The organism is Saccharothrix mutabilis subsp. mutabilis (genome assembly GCF_039521145.1).
Taxonomy (GTDB): Bacteria; Actinomycetota; Actinomycetes; order Mycobacteriales; family Pseudonocardiaceae; genus Actinosynnema; species Actinosynnema mutabilis.
Map to the genome: position 1 here is coordinate 258578 of NZ_BAAABU010000002.1, position 19980 is coordinate 278557.

The following is a 19980-nucleotide window of genomic DNA, read 5'->3' on the forward strand; positions in this document are numbered from 1 at the left end:
GCGTGCGGCAACTCCGGCGCACATCAGACGGGTTGGGGCTGTGAGGCGGCGAGCCAGTCGACGATGCCGCACACCGCGTCCTTGCAGCCGCCGCAGCCCGTGCTCGCGCGGGTCTTCTCGGCGATCGCGGACACCGTGGTCGCGCCGGACCGCCACGCGCCGACGATCTGTCCTTTGCTGACGGTGTTGCACCGGCAGACCACGGCCGACGCGGGCAGGTCCGCCGGGCTCGCCTCGTTCTCCGCGGGCAGCGCGCGGCCCAGCAGCAGCGCCAGCCGGTCGGTCGGCGCGGGCAGGCCGCGGTCGAACAGCTGGGTGATGGCCGCCGCCGCGTCCGGCGCGCCGAGGACGATCGCGCCGGTCACCCTGTCGTCGCGCAGCACCAGCTTCGCGTACCGGCCGCGCGCGGGGTCCTGGAAGCACAGCACTTCCGCGTCCGGCGCGTCCACCTCGCAGTGCACGTCACCCAGCGCGGCCAGGTCCACGTCCCGCGCCTTGAGCCGGGTGACGACGGTGGTCCCGGCGTAGCGGGAGGCGGGCGCGGCGCCGGTGACCAGGTCGGCCACCACGGCGGCCTGCTCCCAGGCCGGCTGCACGAGCCCGGACACCGTGCCGACGTGCTGCGCGCAGTCGCCGATGGCGTGCACGCGCGGGTCGCTGGTGCGCAGGGCGTCGTCCACCAGGATGCCCCGGTCCACGGCGATGCCCGCCTGCTCGGCCAGCCCGGTCTCCGCCCGCACGCCCGCCGACACCACGACCAGCTCGGCGGGCACCTGCGTGCCGTCGTCGAGCAGGAGCCCGTCGCCGGGCGCGTACTTCACGGCGAGCGCCCCCAGCCGGAACTCGATGCCCAGCGTTCCCAACGTCTTCGCCAGCACCCGGCCCGCGCCCGGGTCGAGCTGGCGCTCCATCAGGTGCCCCACCGGGTGCACGACGGTGACCAGGCAACCCCGGCCGGCCAGGCCCCGGGCCGCCTCCAGCCCGAGCAGGCCGCCGCCCAGCACCGCGACCGGCGTGCCCGGCGACGCCGCCGCCACGATCCGCGCGCAGTCGTCCAGCGACCGGAACGCCACCACGCCCGGCGCCGGTTCGCCGTTGCCGTCCAGCAGGCCGTCGGTCGGCGGCACCCACGAGCGCGCGCCGGTGGCCAGCACCAGCGCGTCGTACGGGACCTCGGTGTCGTCCACGTGCACGACCCGGCGCGTGCGGTCGATCTTGGTGACGCTGCCGCCCAGCCGCAGGTCCACGTGGTGCTTGCTCGCCCAGCCGGGGTCGTGCAGGCGCACCGCCTCCGGGGTCAGCGACCCGGCGACCACGCTGGACAGCAGCACCCGGTTGTAGGCGGGGTGCGCCTCGTCGCCCAGCACGGTCACCGAGACCCGTTCCGCCCGCGGGTCCCGCCTGCGGATCTCGTCGGCCAGCCGGGCCCCGGCCATGCCGTAGCCCACGACGACAACGTTCCTGGTCATACCGACTCCAATCGGACGGCGCACACCTTGAACTCGGGCATCCGGCTGGTCGGGTCCAGCGCCGGGTTGGTCAGCAGGTTCGCGCGGCCGACGCCGGCGAAGTGGAACGGCAGGAACACCACGTCGACGCGCATGGACGGCACGCACCGCACGCGCGCCACCGTCCGGCCGCGCCGCGACACCACCGCGCCCAGGTCGCCCTCGCGCAGGCCGGCGCGGGTCGCGGTGTCCGGGTGGACCTCGACGTAGGCCTCCGGCTCGGCGTCCACCAGCTCCTTGACCAGCCGGGTCTGCGCGCCGGACTGGTAGTGCTGGAGGACCCGGCCGGTGGTCGCCTGCAACGGGTAGTCCGCGTCGGGCAGCTCCGCGGGTCCGCGGTGCTCGACGGGGATGAACCGGGCGCGGCCGTCGGGGTGGGCGAAGCGGTCCAGGAACACCCGCGGGGTGCTGCGCTCGACCACCGGCCAGTGCAGGGCCTCCCCCGCGCGCAGCCGGTCGTAGGTGACGCCGGAGTAGTCGGCGAGCCCGCCCTTGGACGCGACCCGCAGCTCCTCGAACACCTTTTCCGGCTCGACCGGGAACCGCTCGACCGGCTGACCCAGGCGGGTCGCGAGGCCCTGGATCACCTCAAGGTCGCTGCGCACGCCTTCGGGCTTCTCGACGGCCACCTGGCGCAGCAGGATGCGGCCTTCGAGGTTGGTCATCGTGCCGCTCTCCTCCGCCCACTGCGTGATCGGCAGCACGACGTCGGCCATCTCGGCGGTCTCGGACAACACCAGGTCGCAGACCACGAGCAGGTCCAGCGCGCCCAGGCGGTCGGCGACGTGCTGCGACCGGGGCGCGGAGACGACCAGGTTGCTGCCGAACACCAGCAGCGCCTTGGGGCCGTTCTCCTGGCCCAGGGCGTCGAGCAGCTCGTAGGCGGAACGACCGGGTCCGGGCAGGTCGGCCACGCCCCACACGTCCTGGATGTACGCGCGGGCGGCCGGGTCGTCGATCTTGCGGTAGCCGGGGAGCTGGTCGGCCTTCTGGCCGTGCTCGCGCCCGCCCTGGCCGTTGCCCTGGCCGGTCAGGCAGCCGTAGCCGGAACCGCGTCGGCCGGGCAGGCCCAGCGCCAGGGCCAGGTTGATCCACGCCGACACGGTGTCCGCGCCGCTGGCGTGCTGCTCGGTGCCCCGGCCGGTGAGGACGTAGGCGTTCTCCGCCTCGGCCAGGATGCGCACGGCCGCCCGCTGGTCGGCGACCGGGACGCCGGTGACCCGCTCGACCCGTTCCGGCCACCAGGAGGCTGCGATCCGCCAGGCTTCGGTGAACCCGTTCGTGCGCTCGTCGAGGTAGTCCTGGTCGAGGTGGCCGTCGGCGACGGCGCAGTGCAGCAGGCCCAGCGCGAGCGCCAGGTCGGTGCCGGGCGCGGGGGCGAGGTGCAGGGTGGCCAGCTCGGCGGTGGCCGTGCGGCGCGGGTCCACGACGATCAGTTCCGCGCCCTTGAGGTGCTGCACGAACGGCGGCATCGTTTCGGCCGGGTTTCCGCCGACCAACAGCACCGCGTCGGCGTGGTCGAGGTCTGTCACGGGGAACGGCATGCCCCGGTCCAGCCCGAACGCCCGGGTGCCGGCCGCCGCCGCGCTGGACATGCAGAACCGGCCGTTGTAGTCGATCTGGGAGGTGCCCAGCGCGACCCGGGCGAACTTGCCGAGCAGGTAGGACTTCTCGTTGGTCAGCCCACCGCCGCCGAACACGCCGACCGCGTCCGGCCCGTGCTCGGCGCGCAGGTCGCGCAGCTTGGCGGCGACGAGGTCGAGCGCCGTGTCCCACGTGGCCGGGTGCAGCGCGCCGTCGCGGCGCACGAGCGGCGTGGTCAACCGCGCGGGCGAGGACAGCAGCTCCGCGGACGTCCAGCCCTTCTGGCACAGGCCGCCGCGGTTGGTCGGGAACTCCCGCGGCGACACCTTGCCGTCGGTCACGGACATCGCGCACTGGAGCGCGCAGTACGGGCAGTGGGTGTCGGTCACGGGGCCGACGGTAAGAACGGGCTGTTAACAGCGCAGCGCGGAATGTTTCGTCCACGCGAACTTGCACCGTCACCACGCGTGCGGTGCGGGTGAGGTCACAGCAGGGAGGTCACCTTCGTGGCCGTCCGCTCCAGCCCTACCAGCGATTGCGTGCTCGACAGCGGGTGCAGGGCGTGCACGGCGAGGCGGAAGAGTGTCGCTCGCAACAGCACCTGCGGCCATTCCGCCAGATGGGCCCACCGCTGGAGGATGCCGTGGTCCGCGCCGCCCCAGGAGAGCGCGTCGACCACGACGACCGCCGCGCCGTACTCGGCCGGCCGCCAGTAGGGGGTGAAGTCGATGATGGCGGGCGCCGCGTCCCCGGCGAACAGCACGGTCCCGAACAGGTCGCCGTGCACGACCTGCGGCTTGAGCTGGACGGGCTTGCGGTAGGCGGAGAGCAGCTCGAACAGCCGGCCGCCCAGGCTCGGGTCGAGTTCGGCCTGCTCCTCTTCCCAGGCCAGGCGGTCGGCCTTGGCGAACAAGTCCGTGCGGGCGTCCAGGAAGCGGGGTTTGGGCAGGTCACTGGTGGCGGCGTGCAACTTCACCGCGACCTCGACCACCTCGTCGTGCCGCGGCTCGGCCCGTCCCGACAGGTACTTGGTGGCGGCCCACCCGCCGACGACGTAGCGCCCGTCGGTGGACCGCAGGGGTCTGGCGATGCGCAGGTTGTCCACGGAGAGCGTGTCGAGCGTCTTGGCGACCCACGTGGCCTCGGCCGGCTTCCCCGCGGGCCGGACCGCCACGTCACCACACCGCCACACGGGCCCGGCGTCGATCAACTCCGGTTCGGCGTCACGCGCACCGAACGCGGCCCTCACGTGCGACGGCGGCGGCTCCGGGGATGGGGTCACGGCAGGGCACGCTACCCGTCGAAGCCTCGTGTTTGGTGGACCTCACGCGGCTCTGCCGCCGGGTGCACCCGTCCGGCCTATCCGCACAATTGCGGTGTTGGAGGCCGCGACTCCGTCGCGGCGGCTCGGCCGCCCGGAGGGTCGGTTCGTCGCGACGTGTTTCCCGCCGATCGAAAAGCGTGATCGTCGGGAAACACGTCGCGACAAACCGACGGCGGCCTCGCGGGTCAGTAGGTCGGGAGGCTGGTGTCCACCTCGCGGGCCCACGCCAGCACGCCGCCGCCCACGTGCACGGCGTCCTTGAAGCCCGCCTGGTGCAGCACCGCGAGGGCTTCGGCCGACCGCGCGCCGGACTTGCAGTGCAGCACGATCTGCTTGTCCTGCGGCAGTTCCGCGAACGCCTCGCCGGACAGGATGCGATCCTTCGGGATCAGCACCGAGCCCGGGATCTTCACGATCTCGTACTCGTGCGGCTCGCGGACGTCGATGAGGACGAAGTTGTCGCCGCTGTCCTGCTTCTGCTTCAGCTCCAGCGGGGTGATGGTGTTGCCCGCCGCCGCCTGCTGGGCCTCGTCGGAGACCACGCCGCAGAACGCCTCGTAGTCGATCAGCTCGGTGATCTTGACGCTCTCCGGGTCCTTGCGGATCTTGATGGTCCGGTAGGACATCTCCAGGGCGTCGTACACCATCAGGCGACCCAGGAGCGGCTCGCCGATGCCGGTCAGCAGCTTGATCGCCTCGGTCACCATGATCGAGCCGATCGACGCGCACAGCACGCCCAGCACGCCGCCCTCGGCGCACGACGGGACCATGCCGGGCGGCGGGGGCTCCGGGTAGAGGTCGCGGTAGTTCAGGCCCTGGCCGTCCGGGGCGTCCTCCCAGAAGACGCTGACCTGGCCCTCGAACCGGAAGATCGAACCCCACACGTACGGCTTGCCCAGCAGCACCGCCGCGTCGTTGACCAGGTAGCGGGTGGCGAAGTTGTCCGTGCCGTCGAGGATGAGGTCGTAGTCGCGGAAGATGTCGAGCACGTTCTCCGAGTTCAGGTGCGTCTGGTGCAGGTTCACCTTGACGTACGGGTTGATCTCGGCGATCGACTCGCGCGCGGACTCGGCCTTCGGCTTGCCGATGTCGGACTGGCCGTGGATGACCTGGCGCTGCAGGTTCGACTCGTCCACGGTGTCGAAGTCGACGATGCCCAGCGTGCCCACGCCGGCCGCGGCGAGGTAGAGCAGCGCCGGGGAGCCGAGGCCGCCCGCGCCGACGACCAGGACCTTCGCGTTCTTCAGCCGCTTCTGCCCGTCCACCCCGACGTCCGGGATGATCAGGTGCCGGCTGTACCGCGCGACTTCCTCCTTCGTCAGCTCCGCTGCGGGCTCCACGAGCGGCGGAAGCGCCATCTGATCCTCCTCGACGAGACATGTCCTCTACCGACGGACAACACCAGACTGGACCACCGTCTTCCCGGATGGGAAGTCGTCCCATTGCGTGGACACGAAGTGACCGCGCCCACCCGACGAGGGGCTTCGGCGCGGCGCGACGGGTCAGCGCGGCGCGACGGGGAAGGCGTTCGGGGAGCAGACCTTGCCGTCCGCCGGCACCCGGCCCCGGTTGGAGGCGTCCACCTCGTTCAGGCGGGCCACGTAGTCGTTCGCGACGCCGAAGGTCTGCTGCATCATCACCGGCGCGGGCTGGCCGGTCTCCTTGCAGCCCTCGTGCGGGTTCTCCAGGACGTGGCCGACCTCGTGGTTGATCGCGTACGCCCGGTAGAACGCCAGGTCCGTGCTGAACGCCTTCGCGCCCCGCACCCACCGCGCCGCGTTGATCACCACGCGCTCGGACGGCGGGTGCCAGCACGACGTCTCGTACTGGATCTGGAACCCGCACAGCCCGTGCGTGGTGTTCGTCGTGGTCAGGCTGATGGTGAAGTCCACCGGGCCGCTGTCCACGCGCTGCATGGCCACCCGGCCGGTGCCGATCCAGCTGCGCTGGTCGGCCAGGATGCCGTCGATGGTCCGGGCGAAGGCGTCCCGGTCGCCGCCGAAGTCCGCCGCGTCCACGCCGTCCTCGATGGCGATCGCGTACTTGTAGAGCCGGCCGGTGCCGGCCTGCGCGGTCCCGCCCGGCACGACCTGCCACGTCCCCGCGCCCTGCTCGGAGTACTTGGGCCCGTCGGGCAGCTCGGCGGTCGGGATGTTGACCAGGTCCACCTTGGCGGGCGGCGTCTCGGTGGCCACCGGCGGACCCGACGACGTGCTGGTCCCGGGCGCGCCGCCGGCGTTGTCGGCGCCGGTCTGGCCGGCCTCGCCGATCTTGGTCGGCGCGGCCGTGTCGAGCACCACCAGGGCGGTCAGGACGAGCAGCACGGGGACGGCGTAGATGCGCCAGCCGTAGTTCGCGACCAGGCCCTTCAGGCCGCGCCTGCGCTTGCGGCGGTGGCGGCCCGCCGGTTCCCAGGACGCGGTCAGCGGCTCGGCGGTGGTGCGTCGGGCGCCGCGGCGGTAGCGGTCCTCGGAAGGCGGGGACGGTGCCGCCGCACGCCCAGCCTCCGACGTCCGGTTCACGGCGACCAGAGTGCCACAACCGGGGGGACCTCGTGGTAGCCGGTGGCCCCGCGCAGGTCACGGCGCTGAACCGATCTACCAGTCCCCACCGCGCTCCCACATCCCGAGCACGGCCCGCGCGACCGTCGCCGGCCGCTCCATCTGCGCCACGTGCCCGGTGCGGGGCAGCACCAGCAGCCGCCCGCGCGGCAGCAACCGGGCCACCCGGGGCGCCTTGCGGGCGCTGACCAGCTTGTCCTGCGCACCCCACACGACCAGCGCGGGCGCGGTGACCTTCGGCGGCAGGAGCCACATCGACTTCGACCGCGGCACCAGCCACGTCCGGATCAGCTCGGCCGTGCTGCGGCCCAGCGCGTCCGGCGCCCACGGCTGCGAGGACCGCTCGGTGTACTCCTCCACCGACTGCCGGAACCGCTTGTCGGGCACCTGGGACGGGTCGGCGAAGCACAGGTCGAGCATCTGCCGGGCCCGCTCCTCCGGGGTGACCCGCGCCAACTGCCGCCGCACCCGCGGACCGAGGATCGGCAGGAACGCGAGCGGCATCCGCCGGTCGGACACCCGGCTCAGCCGGGGCCGCAGGTCCGGCACCGCGGGCGAGATCAGGGTCAGCGTCTTCACCAGGTCGGGCCGCGTCGAGGCCACGATCAGCGCGATCGCCCCGCCCATCGAGTTGCCGAACAGGTGCACCGGCCCGACGCCGAGCCCGTCGACGAACCCGGCCACGACCTCGGCGTGCGTCGCCATGCTGAACGTGTAGCCCGGGATCGGCTCGGACCGCCCGAACCCCGGCAGGTCCAGCGCGTGCCCGGAGACGTGCTCGGACAACTGGCCCGCGAGGTCGGTCCAGTTCGTCGACGAACCGCCCAGGCCGTGCACGTAGACGGCGGTCTCGCCGGCCCTTCCGGGCGTGCGCCGGACGTGCACGCGGTGCCCCGCCACCTCGACGTAGTCACCAGGCCAGGGGGCGCTCGTTGAGTCCAGCGGAGGTAGCGGTGCGGAGGACAGGGGCACGTGGGTGATGGCGGGTCTGCTCGCCTCCAGGGTCTCGGTCACCTCCCCAGGATGCCTGCTCGGACGTCCTACGAAACGAGAAGCTTTCCCGCAACGCTGCTACCAGCGAGTAAGGTTGCTCCCGACGAACCGGGGAGGCCACCCCCCGCCCGGTTCCGCGATGTGAAGGTTGGCTGGAGGCACCATGACGGAGACGGCCCAGACCACGGTCGGGCACAACGGCGGCGCGGGTCGAGGGGTCCGCCTCCCACGCACCGCCCGGCGTGCCCAGTTGCTGGCCGCGGCGCAGGACGTGTTCGTGACCAACGGCTACCACGCCGCCGCGATGGACGAGATCGCCGAGCGCGCGGGCGTGAGCAAGCCGGTGCTCTACCAGCACTTCCCGGGCAAGCTTGAGCTGTACATGGCGTTGCTGGAGTCCCACGTGGACGAGCTGGTCAACCGCGTGCGCGGTGCGCTGGCGTCCACGACGGACAACAAGCAGCGCGTGAAGGCGACGGTCGCGGCGTTCTACGACTTCGTGGACGGCGAGGGCCAGGCGTTCCGGATGGTGTTCGAGTCCGACCTGCGCGGCGAGCCCGCGGTGGCCCAGGCGGTGGAGCGCGCGACGACCGACAGCGTGGACGCGATCACCGAGACGATCACCGCCGACACCGGCCTGGACCAGGACCGCGCGCGCCTGCTCGCGGTGGGCCTGGTGGGTCTGTCGCAGGTGACCGCCCGGTCGTGGCTCGCCGACGACCGGAAGGTCCCCAAGGAGGACGCGGTCGCGCTCATCTCGAACCTCGCGTGGCGTGGCATCGGCGGCGGCTTCCCGCTCCAGCATTGAGCAGCGAAGAGGGCCGGTCCCCCGGGAACCGGCCCTCTCCTCGTTCACAGCAGCGCGGTGATGTGTGCTGTGACCTCGGCTGATCTCTCCAGCGGCAGCATGTGCCCCGCTCCCGGGTAGATCACCAACTCCGTGCCCGGCAGCTCGTCCGCGATGGTCCGGGCGTGGCGCAGCGGCGTGAGCTTGTCCGCACCACCCGCCAGGACCACGCTCGGGACGCCGGCGAACTCCTTGAGCGCGGCCTTGCGGTCGTGGTCGTTGAGCGACTCGCGGAACGCGACCATGGCCACCGGGTTGCACCGGCCGACCATCGCCGCCGTCGACGCCACGTCCGCCCACGACGGCCGCTTGCCGAACAGCAGCCAGCGCAGGCCCGGTCGCAGCACCTCCGTGCGCTGGAGCAGCTGCGCCCGCTTCAGCTTCGCGAGCTGCCGGTTCGACGCGGCCTCGCCGGCGAGGAACACCCGGCCCAGCACGCCCGGCAGCCCGAGCGTCGAACCGGACAGCTCACCGCACGAGGTCGCGACGAACACGGCCCCGGCGACGCGGTCGAGCAGCTTGGGGTGCCGCTCGGCCAGCGCCATGAGCGTCATGCCGCCCATCGAGTGCCCGGCGAACACGATGCGCCCCTTGGGCACCCGTGCCGCGAGCAGCTCGGCCAGGTCGTCCGCGCACTGCGCGATGGTCGCGTCCCGGGCCGTGGCCGCCGCGGATCCGCCATGTCCGCGGTGGTCGTAGCGCAAGACCCGACCGGGCAGCGCGGGGGCGACGTGGTCCCACGACGTGTGGTCCAGCGTCCACCCGTGCACCAGCACGGTGGTCACGTCGGCGTCGCGCGGACCGGTGTCCACCACGTGCAGGGCGGTGCCGTCCGCGGTCACGAACCGGTGGTCCGGTTCCCAGGGGGCGCTCATCCGATGAGGAACGACCGGCGCCACGCGCGCATCCCCGGGTTGCCGACGAGCCCGTTGTCGTCGAGGAACTTCATGATCCCCTTGCCCGCCCACTGGATCGTCTCGTGCCAGTGCGGGTTGGACAGGGCCGCCTTGTGGGCCTCGTCCTTGTCCAGGCCGACCGCCGCGTACACCTCGGGGTTGATGATCGACCGGGTCACGAACATCGACGTCGTCGCGAGCAGCCACCGCTGGAAGGGCAGCTCCTTCTTGGTGAGCGTCTGCATCCCGCGCACGACCTCCTCGCGGGCGAACCGCACGTGCCGCGCCTCCTCCAGCACGTGGATGCGGTTGACCATGCGCACCAGCGGCTGGACGGTCTCGTCGGCCATCGTCTCGCGCTGGAGCTTGTCGAGGATCTCCTCCGCGACCAGGATCGAGCCGTACAGCGCGGGGCCGTAGCCGATCACCGGCAGCAGCTTGGCCAGGTGGTAGGTGTAGCGGCGGGGCCCGTAGGGCGGGCACCCGATGCGCTCGACCATGCGCGCGAACATCGTGGAGTGCCGGCACTCGTCGGCGACCTCGGTCAGCGCGTACTGCGCGTGCTTGGTCGTCGGGTCGGACCGGTAGACCTCCTTGAGCAGCATCTGCATGAGCAGGATCTCGAACCACAGCCCGACGCTGGCGACGCTGGCCACCTCGTGGCGCGACAGGTCGATCCGCTGCTCCTCGGACATGCGGTCCCACAGCGCGGTGCCGTAGAGGGAGCACCGGTGCTCGGGGGTGTAGCGCAGGCCTTCGACCAGCGGCGCGTTCCAGTCGATGTCCACCTCGGGGTCGTAGAACTTGTCAGCCGAGGAGTTGAGCAGCCGCTCGGCGGTCTTCTCGCGATCGGCGACCTTCAAGGTCCTCGTCATCGGGCCCCTCCCCGGTTGGTTTATCTGTGACTTGAGGTAACAGTTACTTCTGGTAGCGTGCGTCACATGGCTCGAACTGTCAAGGGCGGAACGGACGCACGCCGGGAGCGCTGGAAGGGGCACCGCGAGGCGCGCCGGGCCGAGTTCGTCGAGGCGACCATCCGCGCGGTCGCCCAGCACGGCCCCGACGTGGGGATGGACGAGATCGCCGCGGAGGCGGGCGTCAGCAAGCCCGTGCTGTACCGGCACTTCACCGACAAGTCCGACCTGTACCTGGCGGTCGGGCGGCGGGGCACCGAGCTGCTGATGGAGTCGATGGTCCCGGCGATCGCCGAGGACGGCCCGATCCGCACCCGCATCCGGCGGATCGTGGACTCCTACCTGACGGTCATCGGGGACAACCCGAACCTGTACCGGTTCGTGGTGCGCAAGTCCTTCGCCGACCGGCCCGTCGAGCAGGACGTCGTGCAGGAGGACAAGGAGCTGATCGCCGCGGCCCTCGCCCGGCTGCTCGGCGACTACCTGCGCGCCTTCGACATGGACTCCGGCGGCGCGGAACCGTGGGCGCACGCCCTGGTCGGCATGGTGCAGAACGCGGGCGACTGGTGGCTGGAGCGCCAGTCGATGACGCGGGCGAGCCTGAGCGACTACCTGACCACCATCATCTGGCACGCGATCGACGGACTGCTCCGCTCCGCGGGCGTCGAACTGGACCCGGACGCGCCGCTGACCACCGATTTCTCCACCGAGCCCGCCCGGCTGCGGCTCGTCAACGGCGAGGAGGCGTGATGTCCGCGCAGCACGAAGCGCACGAGGAGCACGACGAGGACGGCTACACCGGGTCCGCGGTGCTGGTGTTCGACCAGCGCGAGGTGCCGGTCGAGGTGCAGCTGCGCGGGTACTTCCAGCCCATCGACGGGCGGTACCACTGGTACGGCCGGGTCGCGGCGAACGAGCAGGTCACCGAGCTGGTGGAGGGCGGTGCGCGGACCGCGCTGCTGCGCACCCCGGACGGTTCGGCGACCGGCCAGCTCACCGACCCGGACCCCTGGTCGCGCTACCGGGTGGCGGGCATTTCAACGCCGCCGTTCGGTGTCTGATTGCGCCGCCTCCGGCGTCGCGGCGAGGCCGCCTGGAAGTCAGCCCATCGCGCCGCGTTTCCCACCGATCGGAAGAGCTGATCGGCGGGAAACGCGGCGCGACAGGCCGACGCGGCCTCGCTCCCCGGGCCTGGGACGGGTAGCGCCGACCTGCATGAACGACGAGAGGGGCACCCGCGGCGGGTGCCCCTCTCGTCGTACGGCTGCTGTTCTCAGTCCGCCACGAAGCCCACGCGACGGCTGTCGCTCGGACCGATCTCGACGTACGCGATGCGCGCCGCGGGCACCACGTAGCGGGCGCCCTTCTGGTCGACCAGCGTGAGGTGACCGCTGCCCGCCTTCAGCGCGTCCGCGACCTGGGACTCCACCTCGTCGGGGGAAAGAGCGCTCGACACCACCAGCTCACGCGGGCTGTCCGCGACGCCGACCCTGACCTCCACGCTGACCTCCGTACACGCGTGGACCACCGGCTTGCGGCGGCGGTCCGACAACTGTCGAAACCAACCCTAGCCGAGGCCGAGGGCCGTCATGCGGCGCGTGTGGCTCTGCTGGAGCCGCCGGAACAGCGCCGCGATGCCCGCGAGGTCCCCGGAGCCGCGCACGATCAGCTCGGCCAGCGGGTCGCGTTCGGCCACCACGTACTGGGCCTGCGTCAACGCCTCCCCGAGCAGCCGGCGACCCCACAGCGTGAGCCGGTCCTTCACCTTCGGGTCGTTCGCGCAGACCGCCCGGACTTCGCGCTCGGCGAACGCGGAGTGCCCCGTGTCGGCCAGCACGGCGAGCACCAGCTCCTTGGCCGGCTCGTCGTCGAGCCACTGGGCGACCTCGCGGTAGAAGTCGGCGGCCAGCCCGTCGCCGACGTAGGCCTTGACCAGCGACTCGTGCCACGACTTGGGCGCGGTGGAGGCGTGGAAGGCGTCGAAGCCCGCCACGAACGGGCGCATCGCGTCCTCGATCGAGTGACCGTGGGCGGCGAGGTACTTCTCGATCTGCGCGTAGTGGCCGATCTCGGCCGCCGCCATCGCCGACAGGTCGGCGCGCCCGGCCAGCGTGGGCGCGGTCCGCGCGTCCTCGGCCAACCGGTCGAACGCCGACAGCTCGCCGTACGCGAGCGCGCCGAGGAGGTCGACCACACCCTCCGCCACCTGCCCGGACACCACCGTCTGACCCGCCTCCGCCTCACCCATGCCGAGCAGCCTAGTAGGGGGACACCGCACTGCCGCCGACCTTCGTCCCGCAGGACGTCCACAGTGGGTTTGGCCATAGTCCACGCGTGGGAAGCCGCAGGTACTCCACCTCTTCCACCCCGATCGGCCTAGTAGCCGGGTAGACTCGCACCTTGACGCCCGGCGCGGCGCGGCCCAGAAGGGGCTCGCAGCGGTGCCGCCGGCGGAAACTACGGCGGCACCGTGCCGCCCGGAGAGGGTGCGCGCATACCTCGCAGGCCCTCCCGCGCCACTGCCCGGCCGCTCCCCACGGCCGAGAGGCGGCAGGCGTGGTCGAGCGGCCCGTACAGGCCGTGCGCGCTGGTACGAGAGAGGCGATCACCCTGACCGCGACGAACGAACGAACGCACCTTGATCCGGTGGCCCTGGAGCACTCCGAGGCCGGAGTCCCCGACGAGGACACCTCCCACCCGCTGGTCGCGAACGCGCCGGTCCGCAACGACTCCCCCACGTTCACCGAAATGGGTGTACGCGAGGAGATCGTCCGGGCGCTCGCCGAGGCCGGCATCGAACGGGCCTTCGCCATCCAGGAGCTGACGCTGCCGCTGGCCCTGGCCGGTGACGACGTCATCGGGCAGGCCCGCACCGGCACCGGCAAGACCCTGGGCTTCGGCATCCCGCTGCTCCAGCGCATCACCGTTCCGGGGGACGGCACCCCGCAGGCGCTGGTGGTCGTGCCGACCCGCGAGCTGTGCCTCCAGGTCACCCACGACCTGACCGACGCCGCCAAGCACCTGGGCGTGCGCGTGCTGGCCATCTACGGCGGCCGGCCCTACGAGCCGCAGATCGCGGCCCTGCGCAAGGGCGTGGACGTGGTCGTCGGCACCCCGGGCCGCCTGCTGGACCTGGCCGAGCAGCGCCACCTGGTGCTGGGCAAGGTCCGCGGCCTGGTGCTGGACGAGGCCGACGAGATGCTCGACCTGGGCTTCCTGCCCGACATCGAGCGCATCCTGCGCATGGTGCCCGACCAGCGGCAGACCATGCTGTTCTCGGCGACCATGCCCGGCCCGATCATCACGCTGGCCCGCACGTTCCTCAACCAGCCCACGCACGTCCGGGCCGAGGAGAACGACGCCGGCGCGATCCACGAGCGCACCGAGCAGTTCGTCTACCGCGCGCACGCGCTGGACAAGAGCGAGCTGCTGGCCCGCGCCCTCCAGGCCCGCGAGCGCGGCCTGTCCATGATCTTCGCCCGCACCAAGCGCACCGTGCAGAAGGTCGCCGACGAGCTGGTGGAACGCGGGTTCGCCGCCGCCGCCGTGCACGGCGACCTGGGCCAGGGCGCGCGGGAGCAGGCGCTGCGGGCGTTCCGCAGCGGCAAGATCGACGTGCTGGTGGCCACCGACGTGGCCGCGCGCGGCATCGACGTCGAGGGCGTCACGCACGTCATCAACTACCAGTGCCCCGAGGACGAGAAGACCTACGTGCACCGCATCGGCCGCACCGGCCGCGCGGGCCGCACGGGTGTCGCCGTCACGCTGGTGGACTGGGACGAGATCCCCCGCTGGAAGTCGATCAGCGACGCGCTGAACCTCGGCAAGCCGGAGCCGGTGGAGACGTACTCGACGTCGGACCACCTGTTCGCCGACCTGGACATCCCGGCCGGCTCGACCGGCCGCCTGCCGCTGGGCCTGCGCACCCGCGCCGGCCTGGACGCGGAGGTCGAGGAGGACCTGAGCGGCGGCAAGGGCAAGTCCCGCAAGCGCCGCCGCCGCGGCTCGGGCTCCGGCTCGGGTTCCGCCGAAACCACCCCGCAGGCGGAGGAGCAGGCGGAGGGCACCACCCGCCCGCGCCGCAGCCGCCGCCGCAGCCGGGCCGGGGTCGTCGTGAACGGCGAGAACACCGCCGAGACCCCGTCGCCGGAGGCGAAGCCCGCCGAAGCGCAGACCACCGAAGGTTCCGCCGAACGGCCGCGTCGCCGCCGTCGCCGCCGCTCGGGTGTGGAGACCAGCGGTTCCGCCGACGCCACCACGTCGGCAGACTGACGCCTTACACGGATCACCGGCCACGTGCGGCAGCATGTGGCCGGACAGATCACCCCACCGAAACGCAGCGGGAGCCGGGCAGTGGGTCAGCCGGAGCAGGCGGAGTCGAACGGTCCGGTCGTCGTGGACGCGGCGACCGACGACGCACCCGCGGACGTCGCCGAGCACCAGACCGGGCACGACACCGGGCACGACACCGGGCACGACGCGGTCCGGGAGACCGAACAGGTGCCCGGTGAGGACGTGCTGGACGACGGGCCGGTCCCGCCGGTGGACGACGAACCCGTGCTGCCCGCCCGGTCGTGGCGGCGGCGCGGGGACTACATCGCGTTGACGCTGGTCGTCGTGGGCGTCCTGGCCGCCGGCCTGCTCGTGTGGGCGACCAGCGACGCCCGCAACACGGTGTCGCAGACCGGCCCGAGCCAGGTCACGCCGCTGCCGCCGGTGACGGTGCTGCCGCCGTCGCTGGGCGAGATGTGGCGCGCTCCCAGCGCCGCCACCCAGCAGCCGGTCAGCCTGGACTCGGTGGTCGTCACCGGCGACGGCGGCGAGGTCGTCGGCCGGGACGCCCTGACCGGCGACGTCCGCTGGCGGTACAGCCGCGACTGGCCGCTGTGCACGGTGAGCACCGCGTGGGGCCGCGTGTTCGCGCTCTACCGCAAGGACACCAACTGCTCGGAGCTGACCACGCTCGACGCCGCGTCGGGCAAGCGCGGCCCGCAGCGCAACGGCGACGCCGCCCTGGACACCCGCCTGCTCAACGAGGGCTCCCACGTCACCACCACCGGCGAGACGTACTTCGAGGTCTACCGCCGCGACGACCTGGTCCGCTCGCTGGAGTACGGCGCCCTGCGGGCCATCGTGAACCCCGGCAAGCAGCCCCGGCCGGGCTGCCAGTACGGCTCGTTCGCGGTGACCGGCGGCAAGCTCGCGGTCATCGAGCGCTGCTACGCCCAGGACCCGTCGGACCGCCTCACCGTGCTCAAGCCCAACCCGGAGAAGTCCGACGAGCCGCAGGTCCTGAGCACCACCATCATCGGGGCCAAGGGCGCGCGGGTGATCGCGGTGAGCGGCAACCGGGTGGCCGTGGCGGTGCCGGGCAAGGTGCAGGTGTTCGACGGCGACTCGGGCAGCCTGGTCGCGGACCACCCGGTCGAGGTCGGCGAGGCCGAACTGGCGGGCGACCCGCCCGGCCGCGTGGTGCCGACCATGACCAGCACGGCGAACGTGTACTGGTTCACCGGGTCGCGCACGGTCGCGTTGTCGCTGGTCGACCTGAAGCCGGTGTGGTCCATGCCGTCCAAGGGCCCGGGGACGACGCTCGCGGGCCGCGTCCTGGTGCCGGTGCCGGGCGCGCTGGCCGTGGTGGACCAGGTCAGCGGCCAGGAGGTGGGCCGCTTCCCGGTCGACCGCGGCGGCTACGACGGCCCGGTGCAGCTGGCCACCGAGGGTCCCGTGGTCCTGGAGCAGCGCGGCGACACCCTGGTCGCTCTGCGCTGACGCCCGGGGACGCACCGGAGCGCACCCGTCCGGCCCAGCGGTTCGGGCACGCGCGAGTCCACGCGGTGCGGCACACTTCGAAGGGTGTACTCGCAGCTCAGCCCCCACCGCGCGCACCGGGTCGACCTGCCGGGCCGCTACGGCCCCGTGGCCGCGCTGCGCGCTCCCGCCGCGGGCGTCGACCTCGGTGCGACGGCGCTGCTGGTGCCGGGCTACACGGGGTCCAAAGAGGACTTCGCGCCGATGATCGACCCGATCGCCGACGCGGGCCTGGAAGTGGTCGCCATCGACCTGCCGGGCCAGTACGAGTCGGCCGGTCCCGCCGCCGAGGCCGACTACCGCCCGGGCCCCCTGGGCGCGGCCCTGGCGGAGCTGGTGGGCAAGCTGAGCGCGGAGGGCCGGAAGGTCCTCCTGCTGGGCCACTCCTACGGCGGCCTGGTGGCGCGCGGGGCCGTGCTGGCCGGCGCCCCGATCGCGGGCCTGACCCTGCTGTCGTCCGGCCCGTCGGAACTGCCGCCGGGCGAACGCCGCACCGCCCTCGACTACGGCGAGGTCACCCTCCGCGAGCAGGGCATCGAGGCCTCCCAGCGGCTCAACGAGGTCCGGGCCGCCCTGCACCCGAGGTGGTCGCTGATGCCGCAGGAGCTGAAGGACTTCTACCGCGAACGCTTCCTGCGCTCCACGCCCGCCGGCCTGCTGGGCATGGGCGACTCCCTGCGCACCGAACCGGACCTGGTCGCCAAGCTGGCCCGGACCCTGCGCGCGACGTGCGTCCCGTGCCTGGTGCTGTGCGGCGAGCTGGACGACGCCTGGTCGGCGGCGGGCCAGCGGGACATGGCCGAACGCCTGGACGCGGACTTCGCCGTCCTGAAGGGCGTGATGCACTCGCCCAACACGGAAGCGCCGAAGGAGGTGCTGGCCACCCTCCTCCCGACGTGGCGCGCCTGGCTCTCCGCCTGACCTAGAGGGCGATCGCCACCAGCGCGCCGACCAGCATGAACGGGCCGAAGGCCAGCGCGTCCCGCAGGGTGATCCGCCGGGCCGCGAGCAGCACCGCGCTCGTCAGGCCGAGCAGCACGAAGGCCAGCGCGCCGCCGACCACCAGCTCCGGCCACCCCAGCCAGCCCAGCGCGAGCCCGAGGACGCCCGCCAGCTTCACGTCCCCCGGCCCCAGCCCGCCCGGCCGGGCCAACCCCAGCACCAGGTAGGCCCCGCCCAGCGCCAGGCAGCCCAGCCCGGCCCGCCCCAGCGCCGCCCAGTCGCCCGCCGCCGCCAGGAGCGCCACCAGCACCGGGTAGGCGGGCAGGGTCAACCGGTCCGGCAGGCGTTCCACCGCCACGTCGATCAGCGCCAGCACCACGCCCAGCACGCCGAGGAACGCGAACGCCACCACCTCCGGCCGCCCGGCGAACCGCACCGCGGCCGACGCCACCACCGCGGCCGTGACCAGCTCCAGCCGCGGCCCCAGGACGCGCCCGCAACAGCGGCTGGTCCAGCCGACCGGTCCGCCGCACCGCGGGCAGCCCCGGTCGGGGGCGCCACCCGGCACGGCCAGCCGGTGCACCAGGCCGCGGCCGACGACACCGGCGAGCAAGCCGGCCACCGCCCCCGAAAGGGCCCACACGACGGTCATGCGCGGGACGGTAGGCCGCCGCACGCCCTGAGCGGAACGTGACGGCGGAAGGTCTGACCGGTCGGCCCCCGGATGTCGGCCGATCGACCGACATGTCCCCCGGACCAGCGGTTCGTTACAGCTCTTCGCCCGATACCCCGGGCCCGGCCCGTCACGGAGAGTTCCCACCATCACGACCCGACCGGCGGTCTCTCCGCCGGCACGACCCCAGGAGACCGCCATGCTCACGGTGTTGCTCTTCATGCGGAACTTCCTCGACGACCGGCTGCGCGGGTCCGACCGCGGCGCCACCGCGGTCGAGTACGGGCTGATGGTCGCCCTCATCGCGGTGGCGATCATCGGGATGGTCATGGCCGTGGGCGACGAGCTGAACGGGCTCTTCGCCGACGTCGTCGACGGCCTCAACGGCCCCTGACCCCCGACCCGAGCCCGCCCGGACGACCCCACCGGGCGGGCTCGCCCCATCCCAAGACCCGCGAAAGGCAAGCGCATGCGCACCGACGACCGGGGCGCGGCGGCCGTCGAGTTCGCGCTGCTGCTCCCGATCCTGCTCGTCCTGGTCCTGGGCCTGGTCGACTTCGGCCGTGCGCTCAACGCCCAGGTCACGCTCACCCAGGCGGCCCGCGAGGGCGCCCGGGTGGCCGCGTTGAAGAAACCGAACGTCGTCACCCGCACCCAGGACGCCGCCACCAACCTCGACGGGGTCGCCGTGACGGTCGTCGCGTGCCCGACGACCCCGTCCCCGACCGCCGACGCGAGCGTCACGGCCACCTACACGTTCGAGTTCATCACGCCCGTCGGGGCCATCGCCGGGATCTTCGGCGACGGCGGCTTCGGCGACCCGCTCACCTTGTCCGCCCAGGGGGTCATGCCATGCGAAGCCTGAACCGCGACCGGGGCGCGATCGGCGTCCTGGTGGGCGTCCTCCTCGGCGGCGGGGCGCTGCTCGGCGTCGGCGCGCTGGTCATCGACGCCGGCCGGATCTACCAGGAGCGCGCGGAACTCCAGAGCGGCGCGGACGCCGGAGCGCTGGCCGTCGCACGGAGCTGCGCCCAAGGCGCCTGCGACCCGGCGAAAGCCGACACCTACGCGGACGCCAACGCCAAGGACGGCCTGTCCGCGGTGGACGCCGTCTGCGGTTCGGGTGGCACGCTCCCGTCCTGCTCCGCGTCCACCGGCGACATCACCGACTGCCCGCCCGCGCCGGCGTCGGGCAAGTACGTGGACGTCCACACCGCCACCGAGACCGACACCGGGACCCTGCTGCCGCCGGACTTCTCCCGCACGCTGCTGGGCAACGAGTCCTTCGACGGCGCCGGGTCCAAGGCCTGCGCCCGCGCCGCGTGGGGACCGCCGTCGTCGGCCACCACGGTCGCCATGACCATCTCGTACTGCGAGTGGCGGGACGCGACGGCCAACGGCACCGCCTTCGCCCCGCCGCCGCCCGCCGTGCCGCCGGTGAGCGCCGACCAGGTGCTCAAGCTGCACGACCCGAGCAAGCCGACGACCTGCCCCGACGGGCCGGCGGGCAGCGACGGGCCGGGCATGTTCGGCTGGGTCGACGACGGCGACGGCGACTGCGAGGCGTTCATCAGCGGCGGCAGCTACAGCGCGGACACCGGCGTGTCGGCGGGCAAGTCGTGCCAGGCCGCGCTCGCCGCCGCCCAGGCCGACCGGACCGTCGTCTACGTCCCCGTCTACACGTCCGTGAGCGGCAGCGGCACCGGCGGCACGTACGCGCTGAAGGGTTTCGCCGCGTTCGTCGTCACCGGCTACCACCTGCCCGGCTTCACCGCGTCGGACTGGCTCAACCCCAAGAACGACTGCAAGGGCGCGGACAAGTGCGTCAACGGCTACTTCACCCAGGGCCTGCTGCCCGCCGCCGGGACCATCGGCGGCCCCGACCTGGGCGTGGACATCGTGCAGCTCACCGGCTGAGGAGAGGGAA

20 protein-coding genes are annotated in these 19980 nt (G+C 72.9%); 9 read left to right on the forward strand and 11 right to left on the reverse strand.

Features of this window, described 5'->3' with window-relative positions; genetic code table 11:
* Nucleotides 1–23 precede the first annotated feature (23 nt).
* From ABD126_RS04980 to ABD126_RS05005, 6 genes are all read right to left on the reverse strand, one after another.
* Nucleotides 24–1469: an FAD-dependent oxidoreductase gene (locus ABD126_RS04980; protein ID WP_343932425.1), complete on the reverse strand. Its 1446-nt coding sequence runs from the start codon at nucleotides 1467–1469 to the stop codon at nucleotides 24–26.
* Nucleotides 1466–3481, reverse strand: a complete 2016-nt coding sequence (locus tag ABD126_RS04985) for a molybdopterin oxidoreductase family protein (protein ID WP_343932426.1) — start codon at nucleotides 3479–3481, stop codon at nucleotides 1466–1468. The genes ABD126_RS04980 and ABD126_RS04985 overlap by 4 nt, the downstream gene beginning before the upstream one ends.
* A 95-nt stretch (nucleotides 3482–3576) precedes the next feature.
* Nucleotides 3577–4374: a TIGR02569 family protein gene (locus ABD126_RS04990; RefSeq protein ID WP_343932427.1), complete on the reverse strand. Its 798-nt coding sequence runs from the start codon at nucleotides 4372–4374 to the stop codon at nucleotides 3577–3579.
* Nucleotides 4375–4601: 227 nt separating this feature from the next.
* Nucleotides 4602–5774, reverse strand: coding sequence for an adenylyltransferase/sulfurtransferase MoeZ (moeZ, locus tag ABD126_RS04995; protein ID WP_343932428.1), 1173 nt, complete (start codon nucleotides 5772–5774; stop codon nucleotides 4602–4604).
* Between the two features lie 144 nt (nucleotides 5775–5918).
* Nucleotides 5919–6938 carry a DUF3152 domain-containing protein gene (locus ABD126_RS05000; protein WP_343932429.1) on the reverse strand — a complete coding sequence of 340 codons (1020 nt, stop codon included), beginning with the start codon at nucleotides 6936–6938 and terminating at the stop codon, nucleotides 5919–5921.
* A 75-nt stretch (nucleotides 6939–7013) separates the two neighbouring features.
* The gene (locus ABD126_RS05005) at nucleotides 7014–7991 is read right to left on the reverse strand and encodes an alpha/beta fold hydrolase (protein ID WP_343932430.1); all 978 of its coding nucleotides are present in this window, start codon (nucleotides 7989–7991) and stop codon (nucleotides 7014–7016) included.
* 142 nt (nucleotides 7992–8133) lie between these two features.
* Here ABD126_RS05005 and ABD126_RS05010 point away from each other — a divergent pair, with 142 nt between their 5' ends.
* Nucleotides 8134–8778 carry a TetR/AcrR family transcriptional regulator gene (locus tag ABD126_RS05010; RefSeq protein ID WP_343932431.1) on the forward strand — a complete coding sequence of 215 codons (645 nt, stop codon included), beginning with the start codon at nucleotides 8134–8136 and terminating at the stop codon, nucleotides 8776–8778.
* 44 nt (nucleotides 8779–8822) lie between these two features.
* On the opposite strand, the gene ABD126_RS05015 is transcribed toward ABD126_RS05010, so the two are convergent.
* Both ABD126_RS05015 and ABD126_RS05020 read right to left on the reverse strand, forming a co-directional pair.
* Nucleotides 8823–9692, reverse strand: coding sequence for an alpha/beta fold hydrolase (locus ABD126_RS05015; protein WP_343932432.1), 870 nt, complete (start codon nucleotides 9690–9692; stop codon nucleotides 8823–8825).
* The gene (locus ABD126_RS05020) at nucleotides 9689–10588 is read right to left on the reverse strand and encodes an AurF N-oxygenase family protein (RefSeq protein WP_343932433.1); all 900 of its coding nucleotides are present in this window, start codon (nucleotides 10586–10588) and stop codon (nucleotides 9689–9691) included. The genes ABD126_RS05015 and ABD126_RS05020 overlap by 4 nt, the downstream gene beginning before the upstream one ends.
* Before the next feature lie 66 nt (nucleotides 10589–10654).
* Between ABD126_RS05020 and ABD126_RS05025 the strand changes: the two genes are divergently transcribed.
* Entirely contained in the window at nucleotides 10655–11377 is a 723-nt protein-coding gene (locus ABD126_RS05025) for a TetR/AcrR family transcriptional regulator (RefSeq protein WP_343932434.1), read from the forward strand.
* Nucleotides 11377–11688, forward strand: coding sequence for a DUF4873 domain-containing protein (locus ABD126_RS05030; RefSeq protein ID WP_343932435.1), 312 nt, complete (start codon nucleotides 11377–11379; stop codon nucleotides 11686–11688). The genes ABD126_RS05025 and ABD126_RS05030 overlap by 1 nt, the downstream gene beginning before the upstream one ends.
* 212 nt (nucleotides 11689–11900) lie before the next feature.
* Here the strand turns inward: ABD126_RS05030 and ABD126_RS05035 are convergent, their stop codons facing one another.
* A complete protein-coding gene (locus ABD126_RS05035) occupies nucleotides 11901–12128 on the reverse strand; it encodes a DUF3107 domain-containing protein (RefSeq protein WP_343932436.1) in 228 nt (75 codons plus the stop codon).
* Between the two features lie 66 nt (nucleotides 12129–12194).
* Nucleotides 12195–12875, reverse strand: a complete 681-nt coding sequence (locus ABD126_RS05040) for a ferritin-like fold-containing protein (protein WP_343932437.1) — start codon at nucleotides 12873–12875, stop codon at nucleotides 12195–12197.
* A gap of 398 nt (nucleotides 12876–13273) precedes the next feature.
* Here ABD126_RS05040 and ABD126_RS05045 point away from each other — a divergent pair, with 398 nt between their 5' ends.
* The 3 genes from ABD126_RS05045 (at nucleotide 13274) to ABD126_RS05055 (ending at nucleotide 17359) form a co-directional block, all read left to right on the forward strand.
* On the forward strand, nucleotides 13274–14899 hold the full coding sequence (locus ABD126_RS05045) for a DEAD/DEAH box helicase (RefSeq protein WP_343932438.1): 1626 nt from the start codon (nucleotides 13274–13276) through the stop codon (nucleotides 14897–14899).
* An 81-nt stretch (nucleotides 14900–14980) separates the two neighbouring features.
* Nucleotides 14981–16399, forward strand: a complete 1419-nt coding sequence (locus ABD126_RS05050; protein WP_343932439.1) for an Rv3212 family protein — start codon at nucleotides 14981–14983, stop codon at nucleotides 16397–16399.
* An 84-nt stretch (nucleotides 16400–16483) separates the two neighbouring features.
* Nucleotides 16484–17359 (forward strand): alpha/beta fold hydrolase, encoded by an 876-nt coding sequence (locus ABD126_RS05055; RefSeq protein ID WP_343932440.1) that lies wholly within the window; start codon nucleotides 16484–16486, stop codon nucleotides 17357–17359.
* A gap of 1 nt (nucleotide 17360) precedes the next feature.
* Here the strand turns inward: ABD126_RS05055 and ABD126_RS05060 are convergent, their stop codons facing one another.
* Nucleotides 17361–18032 (reverse strand): prepilin peptidase, encoded by a 672-nt coding sequence (locus ABD126_RS05060; protein WP_343932441.1) that lies wholly within the window; start codon nucleotides 18030–18032, stop codon nucleotides 17361–17363.
* 220 nt (nucleotides 18033–18252) lie between these two features.
* On the opposite strand from ABD126_RS05060, the gene ABD126_RS05065 reads away from it, so the two are divergent.
* The 3 genes from ABD126_RS05065 to ABD126_RS05075 all read left to right on the forward strand — a co-directional run bounded on the left by ABD126_RS05065 (nucleotide 18253) and on the right by ABD126_RS05075 (nucleotide 19970).
* Nucleotides 18253–18447 carry a Flp family type IVb pilin gene (locus ABD126_RS05065; RefSeq protein WP_343932442.1) on the forward strand — a complete coding sequence of 65 codons (195 nt, stop codon included), beginning with the start codon at nucleotides 18253–18255 and terminating at the stop codon, nucleotides 18445–18447.
* Nucleotides 18448–18522: 75 nt separating this feature from the next.
* A complete protein-coding gene (locus ABD126_RS05070; protein ID WP_343932443.1) occupies nucleotides 18523–18918 on the forward strand; it encodes a TadE/TadG family type IV pilus assembly protein in 396 nt (131 codons plus the stop codon).
* On the forward strand, nucleotides 18906–19970 hold the full coding sequence (locus tag ABD126_RS05075; RefSeq protein ID WP_343932444.1) for a pilus assembly protein TadG-related protein: 1065 nt from the start codon (nucleotides 18906–18908) through the stop codon (nucleotides 19968–19970). Before ABD126_RS05070 ends, ABD126_RS05075 begins: the two co-directional genes overlap by 13 nt.
* Nucleotides 19971–19980: the final 10 nt, after the last annotated feature.